The 22,018-nt window shown below is 70.1% G+C and carries 21 protein-coding genes and 1 pseudogene; 7 read left to right on the forward strand and 15 right to left on the reverse strand.

Translation table 11 applies throughout. The annotated features are described in order from the left end of the window. Nucleotides 1-202 precede the first annotated feature (202 nt). Both AB0C30_RS54275 and AB0C30_RS54280 read left to right on the forward strand, forming a co-directional pair. A complete protein-coding gene (locus tag AB0C30_RS54275; protein ID WP_357959710.1) occupies nt 203-805 on the forward strand; it encodes a superoxide dismutase in 603 nt (200 codons plus the stop codon). Between the two features lie 118 nt (nt 806-923). Continuing rightward, nucleotides 924-1,433 carry a GNAT family N-acetyltransferase gene (locus AB0C30_RS54280; protein ID WP_357959713.1) on the forward strand — a complete coding sequence of 170 codons (510 nt, stop codon included), beginning with the start codon at nt 924-926 and terminating at the stop codon, nt 1,431-1,433. A gap of 49 nt (nt 1,434-1,482) precedes the next feature. Here AB0C30_RS54280 and AB0C30_RS54285 read toward each other — a convergent pair whose 3' ends face one another. Continuing rightward, nucleotides 1,483-2,886 carry an aminotransferase class V-fold PLP-dependent enzyme gene (locus AB0C30_RS54285; protein WP_357959715.1) on the reverse strand — a complete coding sequence of 468 codons (1,404 nt, stop codon included), beginning with the start codon at nt 2,884-2,886 and terminating at the stop codon, nt 1,483-1,485. A 777-nt stretch (nt 2,887-3,663) separates the two neighbouring features. Here AB0C30_RS54285 and AB0C30_RS54290 point away from each other — a divergent pair. Further along, nucleotides 3,664-4,746 (forward strand): PLP-dependent cysteine synthase family protein, encoded by a 1,083-nt coding sequence (locus AB0C30_RS54290; protein ID WP_357959718.1) that lies wholly within the window; start codon nt 3,664-3,666, stop codon nt 4,744-4,746. Continuing rightward, complete coding sequence (locus tag AB0C30_RS54295; protein ID WP_357959721.1) at nt 4,743-5,987, forward strand: MFS transporter; 1,245 nt, start codon at nt 4,743-4,745, stop codon at nt 5,985-5,987. The genes AB0C30_RS54290 and AB0C30_RS54295 overlap by 4 nt, the downstream gene beginning before the upstream one ends. A 107-nt stretch (nt 5,988-6,094) precedes the next feature. Here the strand turns inward: AB0C30_RS54295 and AB0C30_RS54300 are convergent, their stop codons facing one another. The 10 genes from AB0C30_RS54300 to AB0C30_RS54345 all read right to left on the reverse strand — a co-directional run bounded on the left by AB0C30_RS54300 (nt 6,095) and on the right by AB0C30_RS54345 (nt 16,604). Then, nucleotides 6,095-7,429: a sulfite exporter TauE/SafE family protein gene (locus tag AB0C30_RS54300; RefSeq protein WP_357959724.1), complete on the reverse strand. Its 1,335-nt coding sequence runs from the start codon at nt 7,427-7,429 to the stop codon at nt 6,095-6,097. Continuing rightward, the gene (locus AB0C30_RS54305; protein ID WP_357959727.1) at nt 7,426-8,838 is read right to left on the reverse strand and encodes a tetratricopeptide repeat protein; all 1,413 of its coding nucleotides are present in this window, start codon (nt 8,836-8,838) and stop codon (nt 7,426-7,428) included. The genes AB0C30_RS54300 and AB0C30_RS54305 overlap by 4 nt, the downstream gene beginning before the upstream one ends. A 50-nt stretch (nt 8,839-8,888) precedes the next feature. Then, the gene (locus AB0C30_RS54310) at nt 8,889-10,244 is read right to left on the reverse strand and encodes a DUF4331 domain-containing protein (RefSeq protein WP_357959730.1); all 1,356 of its coding nucleotides are present in this window, start codon (nt 10,242-10,244) and stop codon (nt 8,889-8,891) included. 93 nt (nt 10,245-10,337) lie between these two features. Continuing rightward, the gene (locus AB0C30_RS54315) at nt 10,338-11,000 is read right to left on the reverse strand and encodes a hypothetical protein (protein ID WP_357959733.1); all 663 of its coding nucleotides are present in this window, start codon (nt 10,998-11,000) and stop codon (nt 10,338-10,340) included. 136 nt (nt 11,001-11,136) lie between these two features. Beyond that, nucleotides 11,137-12,156 carry a hypothetical protein gene (locus AB0C30_RS54320; RefSeq protein ID WP_357959736.1) on the reverse strand — a complete coding sequence of 340 codons (1,020 nt, stop codon included), beginning with the start codon at nt 12,154-12,156 and terminating at the stop codon, nt 11,137-11,139. 21 nt (nt 12,157-12,177) lie between these two features. After that, nucleotides 12,178-13,146, reverse strand: a complete 969-nt coding sequence (locus AB0C30_RS54325) for a branched-chain amino acid ABC transporter permease (protein ID WP_357959739.1) — start codon at nt 13,144-13,146, stop codon at nt 12,178-12,180. Next, the gene (locus AB0C30_RS54330; RefSeq protein WP_357959742.1) at nt 13,143-14,003 is read right to left on the reverse strand and encodes a branched-chain amino acid ABC transporter permease; all 861 of its coding nucleotides are present in this window, start codon (nt 14,001-14,003) and stop codon (nt 13,143-13,145) included. Before AB0C30_RS54330 ends, AB0C30_RS54325 begins: the two co-directional genes overlap by 4 nt. Further along, the gene (locus AB0C30_RS54335; RefSeq protein WP_357959745.1) at nt 14,000-14,659 is read right to left on the reverse strand and encodes an ABC transporter ATP-binding protein; all 660 of its coding nucleotides are present in this window, start codon (nt 14,657-14,659) and stop codon (nt 14,000-14,002) included. Before AB0C30_RS54335 ends, AB0C30_RS54330 begins: the two co-directional genes overlap by 4 nt. Further along, nucleotides 14,656-15,411: an ABC transporter ATP-binding protein gene (locus tag AB0C30_RS54340; RefSeq protein ID WP_357959748.1), complete on the reverse strand. Its 756-nt coding sequence runs from the start codon at nt 15,409-15,411 to the stop codon at nt 14,656-14,658. Before AB0C30_RS54340 ends, AB0C30_RS54335 begins: the two co-directional genes overlap by 4 nt. 2 nt (nt 15,412-15,413) lie before the next feature. Then, entirely contained in the window at nt 15,414-16,604 is a 1,191-nt protein-coding gene (locus AB0C30_RS54345) for an ABC transporter substrate-binding protein (RefSeq protein ID WP_357959751.1), read from the reverse strand. A 168-nt stretch (nt 16,605-16,772) separates the two neighbouring features. On the opposite strand from AB0C30_RS54345, the gene AB0C30_RS54350 reads away from it, so the two are divergent. Next, a complete protein-coding gene (locus tag AB0C30_RS54350) occupies nt 16,773-17,873 on the forward strand; it encodes a 5-methyltetrahydropteroyltriglutamate--homocysteine S-methyltransferase (protein ID WP_357959754.1) in 1,101 nt (366 codons plus the stop codon). A 26-nt stretch (nt 17,874-17,899) separates the two neighbouring features. Here the strand turns inward: AB0C30_RS54350 and AB0C30_RS54355 are convergent, their stop codons facing one another. Next, nucleotides 17,900-18,667 carry a class I SAM-dependent methyltransferase gene (locus tag AB0C30_RS54355; RefSeq protein ID WP_357959757.1) on the reverse strand — a complete coding sequence of 256 codons (768 nt, stop codon included), beginning with the start codon at nt 18,665-18,667 and terminating at the stop codon, nt 17,900-17,902. A 70-nt stretch (nt 18,668-18,737) separates the two neighbouring features. Here AB0C30_RS54355 and AB0C30_RS54360 point away from each other — a divergent pair, with 70 nt between their 5' ends. Then, nucleotides 18,738-19,307: a CGNR zinc finger domain-containing protein gene (locus AB0C30_RS54360; protein WP_357959760.1), complete on the forward strand. Its 570-nt coding sequence runs from the start codon at nt 18,738-18,740 to the stop codon at nt 19,305-19,307. A gap of 30 nt (nt 19,308-19,337) precedes the next feature. Here AB0C30_RS54360 and AB0C30_RS54365 read toward each other — a convergent pair whose 3' ends face one another. Next, on the reverse strand, nt 19,338-20,264 hold the full coding sequence (locus AB0C30_RS54365) for a D-2-hydroxyacid dehydrogenase family protein (protein WP_357959764.1): 927 nt from the start codon (nt 20,262-20,264) through the stop codon (nt 19,338-19,340). A gap of 160 nt (nt 20,265-20,424) precedes the next feature. Between AB0C30_RS54365 and AB0C30_RS54370 the strand changes: the two genes are divergently transcribed. Further along, nucleotides 20,425-20,994: a CHRD domain-containing protein gene (locus AB0C30_RS54370; RefSeq protein ID WP_357959767.1), complete on the forward strand. Its 570-nt coding sequence runs from the start codon at nt 20,425-20,427 to the stop codon at nt 20,992-20,994. A 521-nt stretch (nt 20,995-21,515) separates the two neighbouring features. Here AB0C30_RS54370 and AB0C30_RS54375 read toward each other — a convergent pair. Further along, nucleotides 21,516-21,650, reverse strand: a pseudogene (locus AB0C30_RS54375) (ClpX C4-type zinc finger protein); the annotation flags it as partial. 17 nt (nt 21,651-21,667) lie between these two features. Next, entirely contained in the window at nt 21,668-22,009 is a 342-nt protein-coding gene (locus tag AB0C30_RS54380) for a hypothetical protein (RefSeq protein ID WP_357959770.1), read from the reverse strand. Nucleotides 22,010-22,018: the final 9 nt, after the last annotated feature.

A 22,018-nucleotide genomic window follows, 5' to 3' on the forward strand; every position in this document is an offset into this window, starting at 1 on the left:
CCCCCGCCAACCGTCCGGCTGACGGGCCTTTCCGGGTCCCGCCGTCTGCCTGCCCCGAACTGCTCGGCGGCTCGCCCGCTGCTGGCTGCCTGCCCGGGGGCGCCTCGCGTCTGGGCGGGCGCCCTGTGGTTCCCTTGGATCTACTTGCACATATATCGTTATTGCAAGTTAGATGCATTAATGGCCGCATGAGGAGACCGACATGGGGGACTACACCCTTCCGGACATGCCCTACGACTACGCGGCGCTGGAGCCCGCGATCACCGGGGAGATCCTGGAGTTGCACCACGCCAAGCACCACGCCGCCTACGTCAAGGGGGCCAACGACACCCTGGAGAAGCTGGCCGAGGCCCGGGACAAGGGCGAGTACGGCGGCCTGGTCGGCTTGGAGAAGACCTTCGCCTTCAATCTGTCCGGCCACGTGCTGCACACGATCTTCTGGCAGAACCTGTCCCCGGACGGCGGCGACCGCCCTGACGGCGAGCTGGGCGCGGCCATCGACGAGCACTTCGGCTCCTTCGACGCCTTCGCCAAACAGCTCACCACGGCCACCGCGACCGTGCAGGGCTCGGGCTGGGGCGTGCTGGCCTGGGAGCCGCTGGGGCGTCGGCTGGTGGTCGAACAGGTCTACGACCACCACGGTAACGTCGGCATGAACACCACTCCGCTGCTGGTCTTCGACGCCTGGGAGCACGCGTACTACCTGCAGTACCGCAACGTGCGCCCGGACTACGTCGAGAAGCTCTGGGACCTGATCAACTGGACCGACGTCATCTCACGCTTCGAGGCCGTCCGCGGCGCCTGACCCATGACCGCGGCGCCTGCCCGCCAGCTTGGTCCAGCGAGCCGGGCGGGCGCCGCCTGCACCGGGATCGCCGTGGTCTCGGGCGGTGACGGCAGGCCCAAAATGAAAGAATCACCTCATGGCAGAAGGTATCTCGACATTTCAGGCCACCACGGATGACGGAGACGTGGTGGGGGAGATCCACGCGGAGTCCTGGAAGGTGGCCTACGACGGCTTCTTCGACCCGGAGTACTTCGCCGAAGCCGTACGGAGCCGGCGCGAGAAGTGGCACGACACGCTCGCGGACGGGCAAGGCACCATCCTGCTCGCCGCCCTGGATGGACGGCCGCTGACCTTCTCCTACTTCGGTCCCTCGCCGACGCGCCCAGGAGACGCGGAGATCTTCGGCTTCTACAGCCACCCGGACGGGTGGGGCACCGGCAGCGCGGGCGCCCTGATCGCCGCCTCCTTGACCAGGCTGCGCGAGGAGGGCTTCAGCGGGGTACATCTGTGGACGCTGCGCGACACACCCCAGTCACGCCGCTTCTACGCCAAGAGCGGCTTCACCGAGTCGGGTGCGGCTCGCAAGCATGATTTCGGTGACGGCAATCCGATCGAGCAGGTCGAGTACGAGCTGAGCTTCCGCTGATCCCCTAGGCGGTCTCCGAAGGGCGGCGGCGGTCTGGAGCAGGGCCCGATCACGCCTCTCTGCGGGCGATGTCGCGCAGTGCGGTGGCGAGCCGGTCCACATCGTCGGCGGAGGTGAACAGGGCCGGGGTGACGCGTACGGCGGCGCCGCCGGTGATCCCGGTGCGGGCGACGGTGAAGATCCGGTGCCGGGTCATGAGCTCGTCGGCGACGGCCTGGTTGTCGGCTTCAGAGGTACGGCGGCGCAGTCGCATGGCGGTGATGGCGCCGTACATGTCGGGCTCGTCCGGCGTGAGTATCTGCACGGTGGGGAGGTCGCGCAGCTGGTGGACCCAGCGATCACGCAGGAAGCGCAGCCGGGCCTGCTTGACCTCGGCGCCGAGGGTGTCGTGGAAGTCCAGGGCGGTGTCGGCGGTGAGGAAGGGGGCGACGTTCATGGTGCCGGAGTGCACGCGGGAGCGGATGTCGGTGGCCGGATAGGTCTCGTCGGCGTAGAGGGGGTCAATGTCGGCCAGGCGCTGGGCACGGATGTAGAGGAATCCGGCCCCCAGCGGTACGTTCATCCACTTGTGCAGGGAGAAGGCGGCGAAGTCGGCGTCGAAGTCGGGCAGGGTGAAGTCGAGCTGCCCCCAGGAGTGGGCGGCGTCGACGATGACGTCGACGCCGTACTGGCGGGCCATGGCGACGATCTGGCGCACCGGCGTGACCAGGCCGGTGCGGTTGTTCATGTGGCTGAGCAGCAGCAGTCTCACCTTCGGGTGCTCACGTAGCGCGCGCTCGTAGACCTCCAGCACCGCCTGACGGGTGGGAGGCTCGGGGATGACGATCCGCGCGAGGTGGACGCCGCGCCGGGCTTGGAGCCAGTTCATCGCGTACTGGGCGCTGTGGTAGTCCAGGTCGGCGTACATGATGCCGTCGCCCGGGCGCAGGCGGCGGTAGCCGGAGATCAGGCTCTGCAGCGCCTCGGTGCCGCCTCGGGTCAGTGCGATCTCGTCCCTGGTGACGCCGAGCAGCGTGGCGATGCGGTCGCGGATCTGGTCGGCTCGCGGCTTGTACGCGGTGCGCAGCAGGTGGGAGCTGCGCTCGTTGAGCTGGTCGATGTTGCGGTGGTACGCCAGCCGGACCGGCTCGGGCATGATGCCGTAGTAGCCGTTCTCCAGGTTGACGAAGTCGGCGCTCACCTGGAACTGGCGGGCGACGGTGGCCCAGAAACCCTCGTCCTGGGCCAGCTGCTCGGGGGTCAGACCGCCGCCGGGTACGGTCAGCGCCTCCGCCGGGGCTGGGGCTGGGCACGTCACCGCCGGGGCTGAAGGCGTGACGGCCGGGACTGGGGGAGTCGCGGCTGGGGCGGGGCGGGTCGTGGCCGGGACCGAGGGCGTCACAGCTGGGCGGGTCGCGGCGCCGGCGGCCAGCGCGCCGAGCCCGGCGAGGATCCGGCGTCGGGACAGGGTCATGAGGGACTCCACCTGATATCCGCGCGATTCACGCGAGGCGCGAATGTCCACCGTAAATCGCGGTACGGGAGAAATGGCCGTACGGTAGGACGCTCTTTCCCCCATGTCGGTGAGCGGGCCATCGACGCGCCCGCGAAACCGGATGACGGCACGAGCTTTACCGGAAGCATTGCTATTGCGGGGCGCGTCCGGCTGCCTTTCGGGCACTATCACCGGTGATGCTTGCGACACGAACGCTCCGTTCGCGCCGACCGGCCGCCCGTGGCACCGGCCGGCTGCTGACGCACGCGGTGTTCGCGATCGCCTTGGTCCTCAGCGTGGTGTTCGCCCATGGCGGCGCGTGCGCGGCCGTGGAACTGTCGGAACCGGTCGCTCACAGCGCTCAGCCGGCCGGCGGAGGGGTTTCTGCGTTCGCTCACGGCGCTCAGCCGGCGGCCCGAGGGGTCTCTCCGGTCAGGCACGGCGTCCGCTGCCTGCATCGTGACCTGCCCGTAGGCCATGTACACGGAACCGAGCAGGACCGCTCAGCCACCAATCCCACCGGCGCGCCGACCTTGCCGGCCGGGCCGGCGGTCGTGCTGCCCTGCCCGGCGGCACCGCGGACCGCCGTGGCCGCTTCGTCGCCGGCCGATATCGGCCGGGGGGTCAGGCCCGATCAGGAAAGCGTGATGCGCGTATAGGCCAGGACTGCGTCTGCTTTCGTCGTCCACTGCCCGCCCAAGTTCGCGGTCATATCGCCGTGCCGTGAATTTCGCGTATTCTTCGGGGATTTTATCAATGTCATCACCAGCAATGTTCGCGCGCCCGCAAGAGGCCGCCTATTCCACTCTGTCGCTCACCGTCGGCAATACGCCGCTGGCGTTCATTTCCGAGCCGTTCGTACCGGGGGGAGGGGGATTCTGGGCCAAGCTCGAAGGCTTCAACCCGGGCGGCATCAAGGACCGGCCCGCCCTGCACATGGTGCGCCAGGCACGAGCCCGGGGGGAGCTCGCACCGGGTGCGACGATCATCGAATCGACCAGCGGCACCCTGGGGCTCGGCCTGGCTCTGGCCGGCATCGTGTTCGGCCACCCGGTCGTGCTGGTGGGCGACCTCGGCATGGAGCCGTTGATGTGCCGGCTCCTGACCTCCTACGGCGTCCGCCTTGAGATCGTCACCGAGCCGCACCCGGTCGGCGGCTGGCAGCAGGCCCGCCGGGAGCGCGTGCAGCGCCTGCTCGCCGACCTTCCCGGCTCCTACTGTCCCGACCAGTACAACAACCCCGACAACGTCGACGCCTACGCCGGTCTCGCCCACGAACTGCTGGCCCAGCTGCCGCACATCGACGTGCTGGTGTGCTCGGTCGGCACCGGTGGGCACAGCGCGGGCATCTCCAAGGTGCTGCGCCGCCACTTCCCGCAGCTGAGACTGATCGGCGTCGACACGGTCGGCTCCACCATCTTCGGCCAGCCCGCCCGGCCCCGGCTGATGCGCGGCCTGGGCTCCAGCATCCACCCGCGCAACGTCGCCTACGACGCCTTCAGCGAGGTGCACTGGGTCAGCGCCGCCGAAGCGGTCTGGGCGTGCCGCGCCCTGGCCGCCCGGCACTACATCTCGGGTGGCTGGAGCACCGGCGCGGTCACCCTGGTGGCCCGCTGGCTGGCGCGTACCACCCCCGGTCAGACCATCGTCGCGATCTTCCCCGACGGGCCCTGGCGATACTGGAACACCATCTTCGACGACGAGTACTGCCAGCGGCACGGCCTGCTCGACACGACCCCGGCGGAGGAACCGGACCTCCTGCCGGCGCCGAGCGAGCGGGAGGTACACCGCTGGACGCGTTGCGCCCACGTGATGGACCCACTGGCGGGAACGCGATGAGCGGCGCGCTGCGGCAGTTCCGCTCCTTCGACCGGCCGATTCAACTTCTGCAGATCAACCAGCTGGGCATCAACCTCGGCTTCTACATGCTCATGCCCTACCTCGCCCAGCACCTGTCGGCCGCCGCGGGCCTGGCGGCCTGGACCATCGGGCTGGTCCTGGGCCTGCGGAACTTCAGCCAGCAAGGCATGTTCCTGATCGGCGGCACCCTGGCCGACCGGCTCGGCTACAAGCCGATGATCATGGCCGGGTGCGCGCTGCGTACGATCGGGTTCGCCCTGTTCGGGCTGACCACCTCACTGCCCTGGCTCCTCGCGGCAGCCGCCGTGACCGGCTTCGCCGGGGCGCTGTTCAACCCGGCGGCCCGCGCCTACCTGGCCGTCGAGGCCGGCGAGCGCAAGGTGGCGGCCTTCGCCGTGTTCAACGTGTTCTACCAGGCGGGCATCCTGCTCGGCCCGCTGGCCGGGATCGCGCTGATGAGCGTCGGCTTCCCGGCCGTGTGCCTGTCCGCGGCGGCGATCTTCGCGGTGCTGACCGTCCTGCAAGGCGCGTGCCTTCCGGCCCGGCGCCCTCGGGCGGCAGAGCACCAGCCGGTGCTGCGCGAGTGGCGCGCGGCGTTCGGGAACCGGGCGTTCGTCTCCTTCGCCGCGGCGATGATCGCCTCGTACGCGCTGTCGTACCAGATGTACCTGGCCCTGCCGCTGCAGGTGCAGCGGCTCGGCGGCGGCCAGGCAGGGGTGATGGCGCTGTACGCCCTCTCCGCGTTGCTCGGCATCGCCGGGCAGGTGCACCTGACCACCTGGTGCGCGGCGCGCTGGAGCCGCGGCCAGGCGATCAGCCGCGGTCTGGCGCTCATGGGGCTCGCCTTCCTGCCACCGGCCGCGGTGGCGAACCTGCCTCTGGCGCCGGTGTGGGCGATGCTGCCCGTGCTCGCCTGCACTCTTCTGCTCACCGTCGGCACGCTGATGGCCTTTCCCTTCGAGATGGCCACCATCGCCGACATGGCGGGAGATCGGCTGATCGGCACCTATTACGGGATCTACAACCTGGCCTCGGGCGTGGGCATCCTGGCCGGCAACCTGGTCGCCGGCGCCCTGCTCGACGCGGCTCGTACGACGCGGTTGGCCGCTCTGCCCTGGCTGCTGCTGGCCGTCGCCGGGCTCGCTTCCGCGGCCGCAGTCAGACGGCTGGACCGGCGCGACCGGCTCACTCCCGTCGGCCGGGTGGCCACAGCCACCTGACCAGCGGCGCCGTCTCGGAGGCCGGGTGGCGACCGCCACTTGACCCGCGGCGCCGTCTCGGAGGCCGGGTGGCGACCGCCACCTGACACCTGACCAGCGGCGCGGTCTCAGAGGAGGGAGGCCAGGGCGCGGGCGGCGATGCCGATGCCGACGAGCAGGACGAGTGCGGCGGTGATCGTCGCCGTGTACGGGCGCAGCCTGTTCAGCCGGTTCGTCAGGGTGAGGTCGGCCAGGCGGCGGACGGTGAGGGCCGCGGCGAGCAGGGTCAGGGCCATGCCCAGTCCGTAACAGACGACCGTGACGATCCCGAACGCCGTGCGCCCCAGCGCCATCGCCCCCAACAGCACCACCAGGGCCGACGGACTCGGCACCAGCCCGCCCGCGACCCCCAGCCCGACCACACCCCGCCCGGACGGAGCGAAATGCCCGTGCCCGTGCGCCTGCGCGTGTCCGTGCGCGTGCTGGCTCGCGGGTCGTACGACGGCCGAGCGCAGCAGGGCGGTGCCGATCGCCGCGATGAGCAGCCCGCTGATCACCCCGAGCCAGCCCAGCACCGTCTCCCCGGCGACCGAGGTGGAGACCGACAGCAGCACGCCCAGCACGATCACCCCGGCCGTGTGCGTCAACGTCACCGTCGCGGCCACGGCGAGCGCGTCACGAACGCGGCCGTCACGCCCGGCCAGGTACGCGGCCATGACGGTCTTGCCGTGGCCGGGCAGCGCGGCATGGACGGCACCCAGGACCAGCGACACGAGCAGGGCCAGCAGCCCGAGCGGGACCGTCAGCCGGTCGGCCCCGACCAGGCTGTTGAGGCGGTCGGCCAGCAGCCCGGTGTAGCGGGTGAGCACGTCCGTACCGGGCACACGGGCCGGTGTCCCGAGGCCGCCACTGCCCGGCTCCACCGTGAAGCGGGCCTGGCGGACGTCGAGCGGGGAGCTGAGCAGGTCCGCCGGGTAGGTGTGCAGCTCACCGGACACGCTGCGGGTGGGCACACTGGACGCGCTGAGCCGGACACCGGAGCCGGACGCCGTGATCTCCCGCCACCCGACGGCCGCGCCACGGTATGGGTTGGCGAAGGTCAGAGTGAGCGGCCGGTCGACGCGTAGGGGAGCGGTCAGGCGGCAGGTGAGCCTGCTGGTGGGCAGTCCGGCGGCCCCGGGGCGGTAGGCGAAGGACGCGCTGGTGACCTGCCAGGCCAGCGGCCGTTCCCCGACCTGGCCGCGCACCGCGCCGGCCAGCTCCCCACAGGCGCGTGCCGCGTAGGCGTCGGGCGGTCCGGAGGTGTCCTGGCGCTGCTGCAGGGTGGGGATCTCGGCGCTGTCGATGATCGCCGTGTCCTCGATCCGGTCGAGGAACACACTCAGGCCGTCGTAGTGGTTGACGCTCAGGTTCCCCAGCGGGTGCGCGGCCAGGATCACGGCAGCGGCGACAACGCCGATCACGCCGCGCCGCCCCGCGCCGGACGGGTCTGCGCCGGGCCATGGGGTGGCGCGTCGTCCAATTCCACGTCGCCCAGCGCCGCACGGGCTTTCGCCGGGCCACGAGGTGCCGCGCCGCCCAATGCCGAGCTGTCCAATGCCGCGCCGCCCAGCGCCGCGCGGGCCTTTGCCGGGCCGTCCGGCGAGAAGTACGGGTTGATGGACAGTGCCCTGGTCAGCTCGGCGTGAGCGGAAGAGGTCCGGCCGAGGGCGCGGGAGATTTCCCCACGGTGGTAAGCGAACAGCGCGTTCCGCCCGCTGAGCCGGTCGGCGTAAGCGGCATACCGGGCGGCCTCAGTATGGCGCCCGACCCGGTGCAGGGCCCAGCCGAGCGCGTCGGCCACGTCCACGCTGTGCCGCCGCCCCCACTCCGCCCGCAGCTCCCGCACGGCGACGGCCGGTGAGCCGTGGTCCGCCTCGTATCGGCCGACGGCGAGGGAGTCCGTTACGCCGTTCGCCGCCTGCAGCTTGACCTGCGCGCGAAACACCGCGTACATCCGCCGAGCTCCGGCCTGGTCCCCGAGGTGCTGGAGCAGTTCGCCGTACTCCACGACGAAGGAGGGACTGCGCGTGACTGCGTCGGCGTAGTCGCGGCGCGCGTCGGCGAGGCGCCCGAGCGCGGCCTCGGCGCGGGCCTTGCCGGCCAGGGAGGGCGTGTGCGAGGGGTCGGCGGCCAGCGCCTCGGTGTAGGCGGACAGGGCGGCGCGCGGGTCGCCGTCGCTCCAGGCGAGCTCCCCGAGCTGCCACACGCAGAAGGCGTAGTCGGCCGGGTCGGAGGCGATGTCGCGGGCCCGTTCCAGGGCCTCGCGCGCACGGGCGCTCTGCCCGCGCAGGTGGAACAGGTGCGCGGCGCGGGTGAAGGAGACCAGGTCCGGACGGCCGTCGAGCAGGTGGCGGAGCACCCGGTCGGCCTTGACGTACTGGCCGAGCTCCACGTACGCGTCGGTGAGCACGGCGTACAGCGGCCATCGGTACGGCGCGGCAGTGCGCGCCCGCGTGCCCCAGCGCAGCGCGAGGGCGAAGTCGTGGCGGGCGTTGGCCAGGGCGCCCATCCCGATCACGGCGTCGATGTCGGGCAGGGAGCGCTGGAACGCCCCCTGTGCCCTGCTGTAGAAGGCCGGGTCGCCGGTGCGGCGGGCCTGCTCCAGGTACGCACCGCCGAGGTCGGCCCAGGTCCGCGTGTCGCCGGGATGGCGGCGCAGGTGGTCCTGGGCCTGATCGATGAACGCGGCCGGTTCGTACGCCGTTCGCCGCGGAGGGGTGGGCGGCGTTTCGTCCCGGCGCAGCCAGGCGCCGGGGGCGAACCAGGCCAGGAGGGCGCAGCCCAGTAGCACGCAGCCCAGCAGCGGTAGCGCTTTCCGTACGCGTCTCATCAGTCCTCGGTCGGTCAGGGCGATCTGTCGGTCTAATGCACCCGGCCGGTCTAGTGCACCGGCAGGGCGACGTACGGGAAGCTGCCGGTGATGGGTGCGGTGAGGAAGACCGGGTTGTTCTCGTCGATCAGATTGGGCGCGCCCGGTGCCGCCGGTTCGCCGAGGAGCATCCGGAGGTTGACGGTGACCACGTCGTCGGTGAGGCGGCGGCCGTTGGGATAGCCCTGCTTGTCGCCTTTGAGGTAGCCGTACTTGTGCGGTTTGGCAGTGACGGGGGTGCTCATGTTGAGCCGCAACTGCTCCGTGGGCGTGAAGCCGGAGGCGTCCCGGTTGAGCAGCTGCGAGTTGAGGTCTTCCTTCAGCGGGCCGCCCCGCTTGGTGGTCAGGCCGGTGAGGTAGATCTCCTCCAGGTCCGCGCGCGGCGGGGCGGGCGCCTTGACCCCGGCCTGCCGCTCGACGGTTCTGGCCTGCTCCGGGTCCCGGGTGGACTCGACGATCAGGCCGCTGCCGGCGTCGTCCTGCGGGCGCATGCCGTTGAAGCGGTCACGCGAGGCGAACGGGATGAGCACCTCGTTGAAGTTGGGGTTGCCCAGCCGTGACACCTGCTTGTATTCGCCGTTCAAGGACTTGCGGGCGGCCGTGGTCCACACGCCGACGACCGGGTTGGCCGTGGGGTCGCCGCCCAGGGCCAGTTCGGACTTGGGGACCTGGATGGCGAGCGAGTCGACGTTCATCGGCACGCCGGTGGCCAGCGGCGGGAACGGTATGCCGAACCTGAGCAGGTTCACCGCCTTGTTGTCGCTGAAGAAGGGGTCGGCGGCCTGCCCGGTGAAGACCTTTCCCCCGCCGGGCAGGTCGATCACGGCCTTCTGGCGCAGTCTCTGGTAGCCGGGCGTGATCAGGATGCCCATGTCGGACGGGCCGACGTAACCATCCCTGATCAGGGTCTGATCGGGCTGGCCCGGCCGCAGCTTGGTCAGCGTGAAGCTCTGCTCCACCAGGGATTCGGGTCCGGCCTTCTGGCGTTCGCGCCGCAGCAACGAGGGCACCGGGAGCCCTTTGTTGCGGAAGGTCCAGCGGTAGGTGATGGCCGCCTTGCCGCTGCCGGTGTTGTCGATGTGCAGGTCGTATTGGACGTTGGTGTCGAACTGGTAGGGCTTGTACGGGATCTGGAAGGGGATGTAGTTTGCGACGATGGTCACCGTGTCGGGCTTGTCCGGGCTGGTGAAGGCGTACAGGTCGCTGGCGTCTATGACCTTGTCCTTGAACGTCCCCGGGGCGTCCCAATGGCTGGTCGCCGTGACGGCGTTCATCGCCGGACCGAGCAGCACGGCGCCGGTCAGTACGGCGGTGGAGGCGGCGGCGGCCATGAGCCACGGCCGTCTGCCGATGAGGTTCAGCATCATGTCCCTCGCTTCGCGGATGGTCTCGTACGCGGTTCCGGCCGGTCCGCGGCGACGAAGGGGGTTCTCCGTCGCCGCGGGTGCCGGACTGTTACGTCACACGTACTGGACGACCGCGTCGAGGTTGGCGAGGTACTCGCCCGCGTTCAGGGTGATGCCGGTGATGTCCTTGACCGTGGTGCTGAGGTACGGGCTGACGTAGAACGGCCAGTACTTCGGCCCGACGCCGCCCTCCAGCGGGCGGGGCGTGGCCACGGTCGGCAGGAACTCGTGCAGCTTGTACGTCGCCACGAGCTGCTCGCCCTGCTCGACCCCGTCGATCGTCACCTCGGCGTGAGTGCCGTCAGCGCGCAGGCGGATGTCGTGGATCGTCACCTTGTGGCCGCTCTTGACGTCGTTGAGGGTGAAGCCGCCCGGGTAGTACACGCCGTTGCAGGGGTCGATGTGGTCCTGCTGCCAGCCGATCGGCATGTAGACGCCCTTGTTGCCGGGCTTGGCCTCGATCGGGTCGACTCCTTCCACCTTGACGCCCCGGTCATTGAGCAGTTGGACGACCTTCGGCCCGAAATCGAAGTTGGCGTGCCCCTTCGGACCGAAGTACGGCAGCTTGAAGCAGACGGCGCTGAGCTTGTCCACGGGCGGGGCGCCGAGGACGGCGGGTCGCGGGAGAGGATTGGCGGCCGCGGAGAGGGCCGGTGCCGCCAGGAAGATCGCGGCGACGAGTGCGGCGGTTCGAGCGACGAGAGGGAGAGCGCGCATGCTGTGCACCTTTCATCGTGCGGAGGGCTGTCTGGCTCGTGACCAGGCCGGATGCACACACAGTAAGCGATCTACTACGCACGGTAAAGGGCTGGTAAAAGAATCTTTCCCTCGGGACATTTGCCGCCATATGCGCTCATGATCCGCTAACGCGGAATGGTGCGAACCACTGGCTGATCACCCGCACCTTTCCGGACGACGGAGGAATGACGGCGACATAAATGGCCCCGCTCTCCATGGTGACCTTGGATTTGTAGAACGCGCCGCGGCTCAGCGCCTTCCAACCGGGCTGTGACAGCCCCAATTGCGCGGCGCCGGCACGGGCGGTGAAGGTGTCCAGTTCGCGCATGCCGTACCAGACCACGGCACCGCCGGCCGATGTCTTGAGGGCGAAGATCTCCGGTGCGAGTTGCGGCTGGTATTTGAGATTCCACTGGCCCTGCGCCTTTTTCCGGTCACTCCGCTGGCTCGCCACGAGTTTGGTGGTGTAATCCCCGGCCGCGAACAGCTGCTTGGCGTCCGCGTCCGCGCCGAGTGTGCTCATCAGGCGCGCGTGCGTCGTGGCCGCCTGCCGGGGTGAGACGGCGAGGCCGCCGCGCTCGTCCACGTTCAGCGCGGTGGCGTAGCCGTTGCCGTCCTTGGCGATGGCGGGTGGCTGTGTCGCGGAGGCGGAGACCACGCGCCACCCTTCGGTGGTCTGCTGGAAGATCAGTTGCGTCCAGTTCGACCCGGTTTTGTACTCGGCCAGGAACCAGTCGCCACTCGCCGGGATCGCGAACCGGGTCTTGGTGGCCCCGGCGCGGCCTCTCCTGCGCTCGCCGAGCAGCGTGTCCATCCGGGCGTCGGCGTTGGTCAGTTGCAGCGAGAGCCCGGCTTCCGCGGCCTCCCAGCCCTTGCCCTTCGAACTCGCCTGCTCGGCCACCCGCTCGTACCCGTCGAAAATGCGTTTGGCCTCGGAAGGGGAGACCGACGCGCCGGCCGGCAGCGGATTCGCGGTCGCGCCGCCCGCGAACGCCGGTGCCGCCGGTTCGCCGCCGCCATTACACGCGGCGACACCGAAAAGCGCGAGGACAATGGCCGAATAGCGGATCCTCATGGCAAGTCTCCGGAAAGTCGATTGCCACGAAGTACGCAGTGACCCCCGATCCAGGTTCACCGCTATTCCTCATCGGCAGGTTCACCGGGAATTGCCGCGCGGATTCGGCGAACTACGCCGGGCGAACGTGGGCAGCAGCCCCCGGGGCATGAAGAGGACGACGAGGATGAGGACGAGCGCGTAGACCGCGTACGACAGCACGCTCGGCGCGTACGTCGGCATCCCCTGCAGGTTCGCGACCCGGTCCAGCCCCTGCACGAGCAGCGTGATCGCGGTGGCCCCGACGACGGCTCCCCAGATCGTGCCCAGGCCGCCGACGACGGCCATGACGATGTACTGGATCGAGATGAGCACCGGGAACGACCCCGGCGCGACGTACCCGGTGTAGAAGCAGTAGATCCCACCCGCCAGACCGGCGAAGGCGGCCGACAGCGCGAACACGACGAGCTTGTAGCGGCCGACCGGGATCCCGGCGGAGGCGGCGGCGGTCTCGCTGGTGGCCAGGGCGCGCAGCGCCCGGCCGGGCCGGGAGGCGATCACGTTGTGCGTCACGAGCATCACCAGGGCCAGGCCCGCCCACGTCAGATAGGCGTACGCCGACGCGCTCTCCGCCTCGACCGAGCCGATGCCGAACCGGGGGATGGCCTGCAGCCCGATGTCGCCGCCGGTGAAGTCCAGCTGCCCGGCCAGGGAGAGCAGGATCAGCTGCATGGCCAGGGTGGCGAAGGCCAGGTGGTGGCCGCGCAGCCGCAGCAGCGGCGTACCGATGACGAGGGCGAACGCCGCCGCCGCGACGGGCGCGGCGATCAGCCCGGCCAGGGGCGGGACGCCGTTCAGCGCGAGCAGGGCGGCGGTGTAGGCGCCGATGGCGTAGAAGGCGCCCTGGCCCAGGGAGACCTGCCCGGCGTACCCCATGAGCAGGGAGACCCCGACCGTGACCATGGCCGCCAGGCCGAGCAGGATGTACACGGCCAGTGAGCTGTCGTCGAGCACGGCGGGCAGGACGAGCGTGACGGCGGCGATCAGCAGCCCGGCGGCCGCCCGCTTCACACCGTCTCCTGGTGAATCGTCGATCGGCGGCTCGCCTGTACGACCATGACGACGAGCATGAGACCCAGAGCGACCTCCAGCTGGTGAGACCCGTAGCCGTATCCCGCCGCCATCGTCTCGGCGACGCCGAGCAGCAGCGCGCCGCCGAGCGCGACGCCGGGACGGGTGAGCGCGCCGAACACGGCGGCGGCGAAGCCGTTGACGATGAGCGTGACGTCGGTGTCGAACGAGATGGGCCGCAGCGGCGTGACCAGCACTCCGGCGATGCCGCCGAGCAGCCCGCCCAGGGCGAAGGCCAGCAGGCCCATCAGCCGGGTGTCGATGCCGATGACGCGGGCGGCGAAGGGGTTGGAGGCGCACGCGGTCAGCGCCTTGCCCAGGTACGTACGGCCGAAGAACAGGACGAGCAGGACGAACGTCGCCGCGGTGACGGCGATGACGAGCAGATGCTGGGTCTGAACGTGGGCCCCGGCGATGGTCACCGAACCGGCCAGGCCGGGGGCCGAGCGCGGCTGGTCACCCCACAGGACGATCTCGACGGCGTACGCGAGGACGCCCACGCCGAGCGTGACGATGAGCGACGACAGCGGGGTGGTGTCCCGTTTGCCGGTGGCGGCCAGGCCGGTCAGCAGGCCCGCGAGCGCGGCGACCAGGACGGCGGCGACCTCGCTGACCCCGTGGGGGACCCCGAGCCCCAGCAGCGAGGAGGTGCAGAGCCCGGCGACGACGGCGAAGGTGCCCTGGGCGAAGTTGACCACCCCGGTGACCCGGTAGATGGTGACCAGCCCGCTGGCGATGAGCGCGATCGCGCATCCGACGGCCAGGCCGTTGAGCAGGTAACCGATGAACGCGCTCATGTGATCGCCCCGCCCAGGTACGCGCCGGCCACGCGCGGGTCGTCGGCCAGCTCGGCGCACTCGCCCTCGGCCACCACGCGCGCGGATTCCAAGACGTAGGCCCGCTGGCACAGCTCGAAGGCCAGCCGCGCGTTCTGCTCGATGAGCAGCACCGTCAGCCCATGCGTACGGTTGAGCTCGACCAGGTGTTCGGCCAGCTTGGCGGTGGGCAGGGGGGCGAGCCCCAGCGACAGCTCGTCGACCACGAGCACGTCGGGCCGCGCCATCAGGGCCTGGCCGAAGGCCACCATCTGCTGTTCGCCGCCCGACAACACGCCCGCCCGCCTGCCGGCCAGCTCGGCCAGCTGCGGCAGCAGCTGGTAGACGAACGACGGGTCGCGCTGCCGGGAGCGCCAGCCGCCGAGGGCGAGATTGTCGGCGACCGACAAATCCGGAAACACCTGGCGGCCCTCGGGGATGAGCGCCAGCCGGCCATCGATCCGCACGGTCCCGGAGGCCGGAGTGAGCAGGCCCGCCAGGGTGTTGGCCAGTGTCGACTTGCCCGCGCCGTTCGGGCCGAGCAGCGCGACCATCTCGCCGCGCCGTACCGAGAGTGTGACGTGATCGAGCGCGGTGGCGGCGCCGTACGAGACGACCAGGTCGCGGACGTCGATCATGAAGCCTGTCCGAGATAGGCGGCGAGTACGAGCGGGTCCGCGCGCACCTCGGCGGGGGAGCCGTCCGCGATGACCCGCCCGAGGTCGAGGACGACGACGCGGTCGGCGAGCCGGGTCACGAAGGCGACGTCGTGCTCAATGAGCAGGATGGTCAGCCCACTCGCGCGCAGCTCCTCGACCAGGGCGGCGAGCCGTTCGCGCTCGCCGCCGCGCAGCCCGGAGGCGGGCTCGTCGAGCAGCAGCAGCCGGGGCCGCGCGCACAGGGCGCGGGCCAGCTGCAGCGCGCGCTGCTGGCCGATCGGGAGCTGGTCGGCGGGCCGGTCCGCCCACTCGGCCAGCCCCACCCGGTCGAGGGCGAGGTCCGCCTCGCGGGCGATCTCCCGCTCGTCGGCGCGATGCCGTGGCAGCCGCAGCGCCGCCGAGACGAACCCGGCCCGGGTACGGCTGTGCGTCCCGACCATGACGTTCTCCCTGACCGTCATGCCGCGGAACACCCGGGCGCCCTGGAAGACGATGGACATGCCGAGCCGGGCCCGGCTGTGGGGCGCCAGCCGTTCGACCCGGCGCCCGAGGAAGGTGATCTCGCCGCGGTCGGCGAGCAGGTGGCCGGTGACGAGGTTGAACAGCGTGGACTTGCCCGCGCCGTTGGGCCCGATGATCCCGCACACCTCGCCGTCCGCGACGCTCAGCGTGACGTCGTCGACGGCGTAGACGCCTCCGAAGGAGCGCGATATCCCGGTGACCGCCAGCACCGCTACTCCGCGGCCACGGTCTTGGCGAGCTGCGCCTTGGCCCACGGCGTGGTGATGAACTGGCCGTTCTTCACGGTGTTGACCGAGATGTACTCGGGGGAGAGCCCGGAATGGTCGGTGGGAGAGTAGCGGAACCGGCCGTTCGGGGTGACCAGGTCCATGGTCTCCAGTGCCTGCTGGATCTTGGCCTTGTCGGTGCCGCCGGCCTTCTTGATCGCCTCGAACAGCAGCAGGCCGGCGCTGTAGCCGTCCTGCGCGAACTGCGGCGGCGGGTAGCCGTACTTCTGCTGGTACGGCTTGGCCATCTGCTCGATGACCTGCTTCTGCTTGCCATCGGGTAACTGCTCGCCCACCACGCCGATGGCGCTCTGCACGGTCATCCCCTCGGCCGCCGCGCCCATCGGCTCCAGCCAGAGCTTGCTGGCCTGGGAGGCGGTCAGGAACAGCGGCACCTTCAACCCCGCGGCGGCGTACTGCTTGGCGGCGGTGACGCCCGGCGCGCCGGAGCCCCAGAAGACCAGCGCCTCGGCCGCGGAGCCGCGTACATGGGTGAAGAGCGGGCTGAAGTCGGAGGTCGTGGTCTCGTACGGTTCGTCCACGGCGATCTTGACGCCGTATTTCGGGGCGAGCGCGACCATGGCCTTGTGCCCGGACACGGAGTAGGCGCTCTTGGAGTCGTAGGCGACCGCGACCGTCTTGAGGCCGGTGGCCTGGAGGTATTGCAGGTAGCGCTCGGCGTACATGCTGGACAGCGCGGGGGTGACGAAGACGTACGACTTGATCGGCTCGACCTGCTCCTGGGCGGGGGCCAGCGACAGGTAGGGCATCTTGTCGCGCTGCGCCAGGGGCTCGATCGCCAGCGCCGAGTTGGAGAAGACCGGGCCGATCAGCGCGTCGATCTCGCCCTTGATCTGGTTGTAGGCCACGATGCCCTGGTCCGGCGCGGTCTTGTCGTCGCGGGCGACGAGCTCCACCTTGCGGCCCAGCAGGCCGCCGCCGTTGTTGATCTGCTCGACGGCCAGCTCGACGGCCTTCTTGTCCTCGCTGCCGAGTGGGGTGTAGTTGCCGGTCAGCGAGACGATGAGGCCCACTTTGATCGGGTCTTGAGCGCTGGATCCGCCGCCCCCGCCACCGCTGCCGCACGCGGCCGTGGCGAGAACGAGACAGGCCAAAGACGGGAGAAACCTGCGCATCAGGACCTCCAGGACCGCGAATGTGGCCCTGAATGTAGGCAGGCCCTTTACGGCTGTCAATAGAGTGCCCAACATTGTGATCAGGAGGACGTTGGGCAGAATAGTGACAGTCGTTGCACAGTGGCCTAACTTTGGGCGTACTACGTACGCCTAGAGAAGGTGATCCACATGCGCACCTCCCCACCTTTCCGCGCGGACCATGTCGGCAGCCTGCTCCGGCCACCCGCCCTGCTCAGCGCCCGTGAGAGCCTCACCGGCGAGGCGCTGCGCGAGGTGGAGGACGAGGCGATCCGCGAGGTCGTGCGCAGGCAGGAGGAGCTGGGCCTGCAGGCGGCGACCGATGGAGAGTTCCGCCGGGCCTCCTGGCACATGGACTTCATCTACCAGCTCGGCGGCATCGGCCAGGCCACCGGCGAGCACATCACGGTCCGCTTCCACAACGAGCAGGGCGACCTCGAGTACACCCCGGCGGCGATGCGGGTGCACGACAAGATCAGGCTGACCGAGCCGATCTTCGCCGACCACTTCACGTTCCTGCGCGACACCGTGACCACGGCGATGCCCAAGCTGACCATCCCCTCGCCCAGCATGGTCCACTACCGCGGCGGTCCCGCCTCCATCGACCCGGACGTCTATCCCGACGTCGAGGAGTTCTGGAGCGACCTCAGCGCCGCCTACGCCGAGCAGGTGCGCAAGATCGGTGAACTGGGCTGCACCTACCTGCAGTTCGACGACACCAGCCTGGCCTACCTGAACGACCCGGCACAGCGGGCCGAGCTCGCCGAACGCGGCGACGACGCCGAGCACATGCACCTGCGTTACATCAAGCAGATCAACATCGCGCTCGCGGCCAAGCCCGAGGGCATGGCGATCACCACGCACATGTGCCGCGGCAACTTCCGCTCCTCCTGGGCGGCCTCCGGGGCCTACGACTTCGTGGCCGAGGCGCTGTTCGGCGAGCTGGCGGTGGACGGGTTCTTCCTGGAGTTCGACGACGAGCGCTCGGGCGGCTTCGAACCCCTGCGCTACGTACCGCCGGGCAAGATGGTGGTGCTCGGCCTGGTCACCACCAAACACGGCGAGCTGGAGTCCAAGGACGCGCTCAAGCGGCGCATCGACGAGGCCGCCAAGTTCATCGACCTGGACCAGCTCTGCCTGTCCCCGCAGTGCGGCTTCTCCTCGACTGTCGAGGGCAACGTGCTCGACGCCGACCAACAGTTCGCCAAGCTGGCCCTGATCGCCGAGACCGCGCGGGAGGTGTGGGGCTAGGAACCCCGGTCAGGCGCGGACGGCTGTCAAGCGCGGACGGCGCAGAGGAGGCGGTTGTTGCCGCGCTGCCAGAGCGTGCCGACCTCGGCGAAGCCCGCCGCCCGCAGGGCCTCGACGTGCTGGGACAGCAGGCCGGACTCGGTGCCGCTGTGATTCGCGCCCGCGGTCGTGCGAGCGGTGCGGGCGTCGTTGAGCTCGGCGAAGGCCGGCTCGGCGGCGATCGCGTCCCACCACTGCCGCCAATCCTCGGGCCGGCCGTCGGCGAACACCCGGTCGGTGTGGCGGTCGTGGACGGCGCGTTCGAGCCGGGCGATGGCCGGAGTGGTGGCGTCGTCGGAGTCGAAGTGGTCGCCGTTGAGGAGCAGCCCGCCCGGCCGCAGCACGGAGACCAGATCGGCGTACAACTTCCGGAGCTCCGGCACGGCGAGCCAGTGCAGCGCGGTGGTGCTCACCGCGACGTCGGCCGGGCGGTCCAGGGACAGCGAGTCTGTCCAGCCCGGTGTACGCAGGTCGAGGTCGACGAAGCCGAGCCGCGGGTACGCGGCCCGGCCGAGGCCGAGCAGCAGCGGGTCGGCGTCGACCGGGATCACCGTGGCCTTGGGCAGCCGCTCCAGGAGGCGGGCGGACAGCGAGCCCGGCCCGCAGCCCAGGTCGATGACCAGCGGGTCAGGGCGGCCCAGCGCCTCGACGGCGTCGATCAACGCGGTGAAGCGCTCCTCGCGGTCGGGCAGGTAGCCCTCCTGCTGCCGGTCCCAGCGCGCGATCCAGTCGAGTGCGATCTCGTGAGTGAGCACGTCGTCTCCTTGTGACCCTCGTTTAAGCTTTAGACAGTCACAAGCTAAAGCATTGGATGTAACTGGTCAAGTGGATTTCAACAGTCACACGGACGCGGTCGTCCGAGTCGCCGTCGCGGTGGTCAATGTGCTGACCCCCGGCGAGAGCCGGGGGCGGCCCTGGCCGGCGCCGCACGATCTCGCCGCCGCCGCCACGGACGTGCTCCGAACCGTCTACCCCACGCATCCCGAGGTCACCGAGGCGGAGGGCGGCGCGTACGCCGAGATCGCGGCGCGTCTGCGCATGGTCTTCGAGGCCGTCGCGGCGGACGACATCGACACGGCGGCGACGCAGGTCAACAGCCTGCTCGAAGAGTCGCACGCCCGGCCGACGCTCCAACGGCACGACGGCGAGCCGTGGCACCTCCACTTCCACGGCACGGGCGGCACCCTGGCCGGCGACTGGGCGGCCAGCTGCGCCACCGGGCTCGCGATCGTGCTCGGCGGCGAGTTCTTCGACCGGCTCGGCGTGTGCACGGCGCCGCACTGCGACCGGGTCTACGTGGACGTGTCGCGCAACGGCACACGCCGCTTCTGCTCCACCGCCTGCCAGAACCGGGTCAAGACCGCGGCCTTCCGGGCACGGGGGAAGACCACGTGAGCAGCTGGACTGGGCTGCCCGCGAGGGGGGTTACGTGAGCAGCCGGATCGGAGCGCCCGCGAGGAATGCCGCGATGTCGGCCACGGCCTCCTGGAAGTACGTGCGGTAGTTGCTCTGGGTGACGTAGCCGAGGTGCGGCGTGGCCAGGACGTTCGGCAGCGTGCGCAGCGGGTGGTCGTCCGGAAGCGGCTCCTGGTCGAAGACGTCCAGCCCGGCGCCGGCGATGCGGCCCTCCGTCAGCGCCTCGATCAGGGCGGCCTGGTCGACGATGGCCGCCCGCGAGGTGTTGACCAGATACGCCGTGCGACGCATCAGTGCCAGCTCCGGAGCGCCGATCAGCCCGCGGGTCCGGTCGCCGAGGACGAGGTGGATCGACACGATGTCCGACTCGGCCAGCAGTGCCTCCTTCGTGGCCGCGTACCGTACGCCCAGCTCGCCCGCGCGGTCGGCGGTGAGGTTGCGGCTCCAGGCGACCACGTCCATGCCGAAGGCGCGGCCGATGGCGGCCATCTGGGAGCCGATCTTGCCGAGGCCGAGCAGGCCGAGGGTGCTGCCGCGCAGGTCCAGGCCGATCGTGTGCTGCCAGGGACCGCCCGTCCGCAGCGCGGTGGCCTCGGGGATCAGGTGGCGGGCCAGGCCCAGGATGAGGGCCCAGGTCAACTCGGTGGGCGGCGCCGAGCTGCCGGCGGTGCCGCAGACCGTGACGCCGTGGGCGCGGGCGGCGTCGAGGTCGATGGAGGCGTTGCGCATGCCCGTCGTGATGAGCAGGCGCAGGTTCGGGAGCCGGGCGAAGAGCTCGGCGGGGAACGGCGTGCGCTCCCGCATGATCACCAGGATCTCGTGGTCGCGTACGGCCCGCACCAGGTCGTCCTGCGTGGCGAAGTGCTCGCGAAAGCTCGTCGCCCGCACCGGGGACCAGTCGGCGAGGCCGAGTGCGATATCCTGGTAATCATCCAATACGGCACAGCGCAGCATAAATGCGGATATTACCGGCGCTGTCTCCGGCAGGTACAGGTGCTTACCGTCAAGCCGCTTCGCCCATGATTCGCCGCCTCGAAATACCGACACATGAGTGCGGCAGGGTGTCCTGAAGTGTGATGGGAGAGGACCACATCCCATGAGCAGACCCTTGGCAGTCGCCACCCTCACCACCGCGGCCCTCGTCGCCGGCCTCGCAGCCCTCCCTGGCCCCGCCACTGCGAGCCCGACCGGCACCGCGAGCCCGACCGGCACCGCGAGCCAGGCCGCCACCGCGAGCCCCGCCGGCGCCGCCGACCGCGGGCAACGCGTCGTCATGACCGGTCGGCAGGAGGTGCCGGGTCCAGGCGACCCGGACGGGCATGGCGCCTTCACCTACCAGGTGAAGGGCGAGACGCTCTGCTACACCATCGCCGCCGACCGCATCCTGCCCGCCACGGCCGCCCACATCCACCGGGGCAAGAGGGGCGTGGCAGGTCCGATCACCGTCACCCTGAAGGCCCCGACCAAGGGTCCCGCGAAAGGCTGCATCAAGGCGGCCAAGCAACAGAGCGGCTCGAACGCCGCGCTCGTCCTGACCCAGAACGAGCTGCACGGCATCGTCACGTCGCCGGATCGGTACTACGTCAACGTGCACAACGCGAAGTATCCCGACGGCGCCATCCGCGGCCAGCTCCCCGGCGGGGGCGGCGGGTCCGCGACTCACTGAAGCCGCTCCCCGGTGGGGTTGGTGACCTGCTGACGCCCGTTCCCCGGATCAGGCCGAGCGGGTCGATGAGATACTGACCCCTGCTCCAGCTCCCCGGTGCGATCGGGGAGCTGGAGCCCGTTCAACGGGTGGACAGGCTTTCAGCCTCCTCGTGCAACGCCGCGATGAGGATCAGCTCCAGATGGAGCTCGGCCAGATCGGGCGCCGCGAGGCCATCGAGGACTTGCATGGTGGGCCTCCCTGGCATCAAGGACGCCCCACAAGTCACAGGGGTTTACCGATCAATCCCTGAACGGTCATTCCCTGAACCGTTCCCAGGCGGACTGCCGCGTCATGCCGAGCGAGGCGCCGATGCGCTCCCAGCTGACGTTCCTGGTGCGGAGGTGTCGTACCCAGTCGTGCAGATTGTCGTCGACCTGGACCTGCACGGCGGCGATCTTGGGGAGATGATCGAGGATCTGGTCCTCGCTCATGCTCTCCCACATGGGCAGGCGGGGCTCGGGGGAGGGGTCGAGCCCCACTTCCTTGAGGATGTCGGCGCACAGACCCACACATTCGTTGCAGATGTGCACACCGGGTCCGGCGATGAGCTTGGCGATGTCGGCGCTGCTCTTGTGACAGAACGAGCAGCGCAGGTTGTCCATCCAGTCAGGCATGGCCTGACATTAGCTCGTCAGGCAATGCCTGACAACCCCGTGAGCGCCTGCATGATCTCCTGTCGCTCCTCGTTGATCCGGCGGCAGATCGTCACGTACGCGTTCAGCACCTTGCAGTACGCCTGGCGCGCCTCGTCGAGCTGGGCGCCACGGATGACGATCCGCTCATGGTCGCCCTGTGCCTCGGCCTCGGCGAGCAGCGCTCGTGCCTCGTCCACGATCTCTTCCGCCCTGATCCGCGTACGGCGGAGCAGGGCGGAGCATTCATGGAGCTCTCCCAGTCGCGCTGAGGAGACGATGAACTCCGCATCGTGTACGGCCGAGCCGGTCACCCTGGGCCCGCGAAGATCGGATCCCACTCTCGCCAC

This window comes from Nonomuraea sp. NPDC048901 (genome assembly GCF_040649695.1).
Taxonomy (GTDB): Bacteria; Actinomycetota; Actinomycetes; order Streptosporangiales; family Streptosporangiaceae; genus Nonomuraea.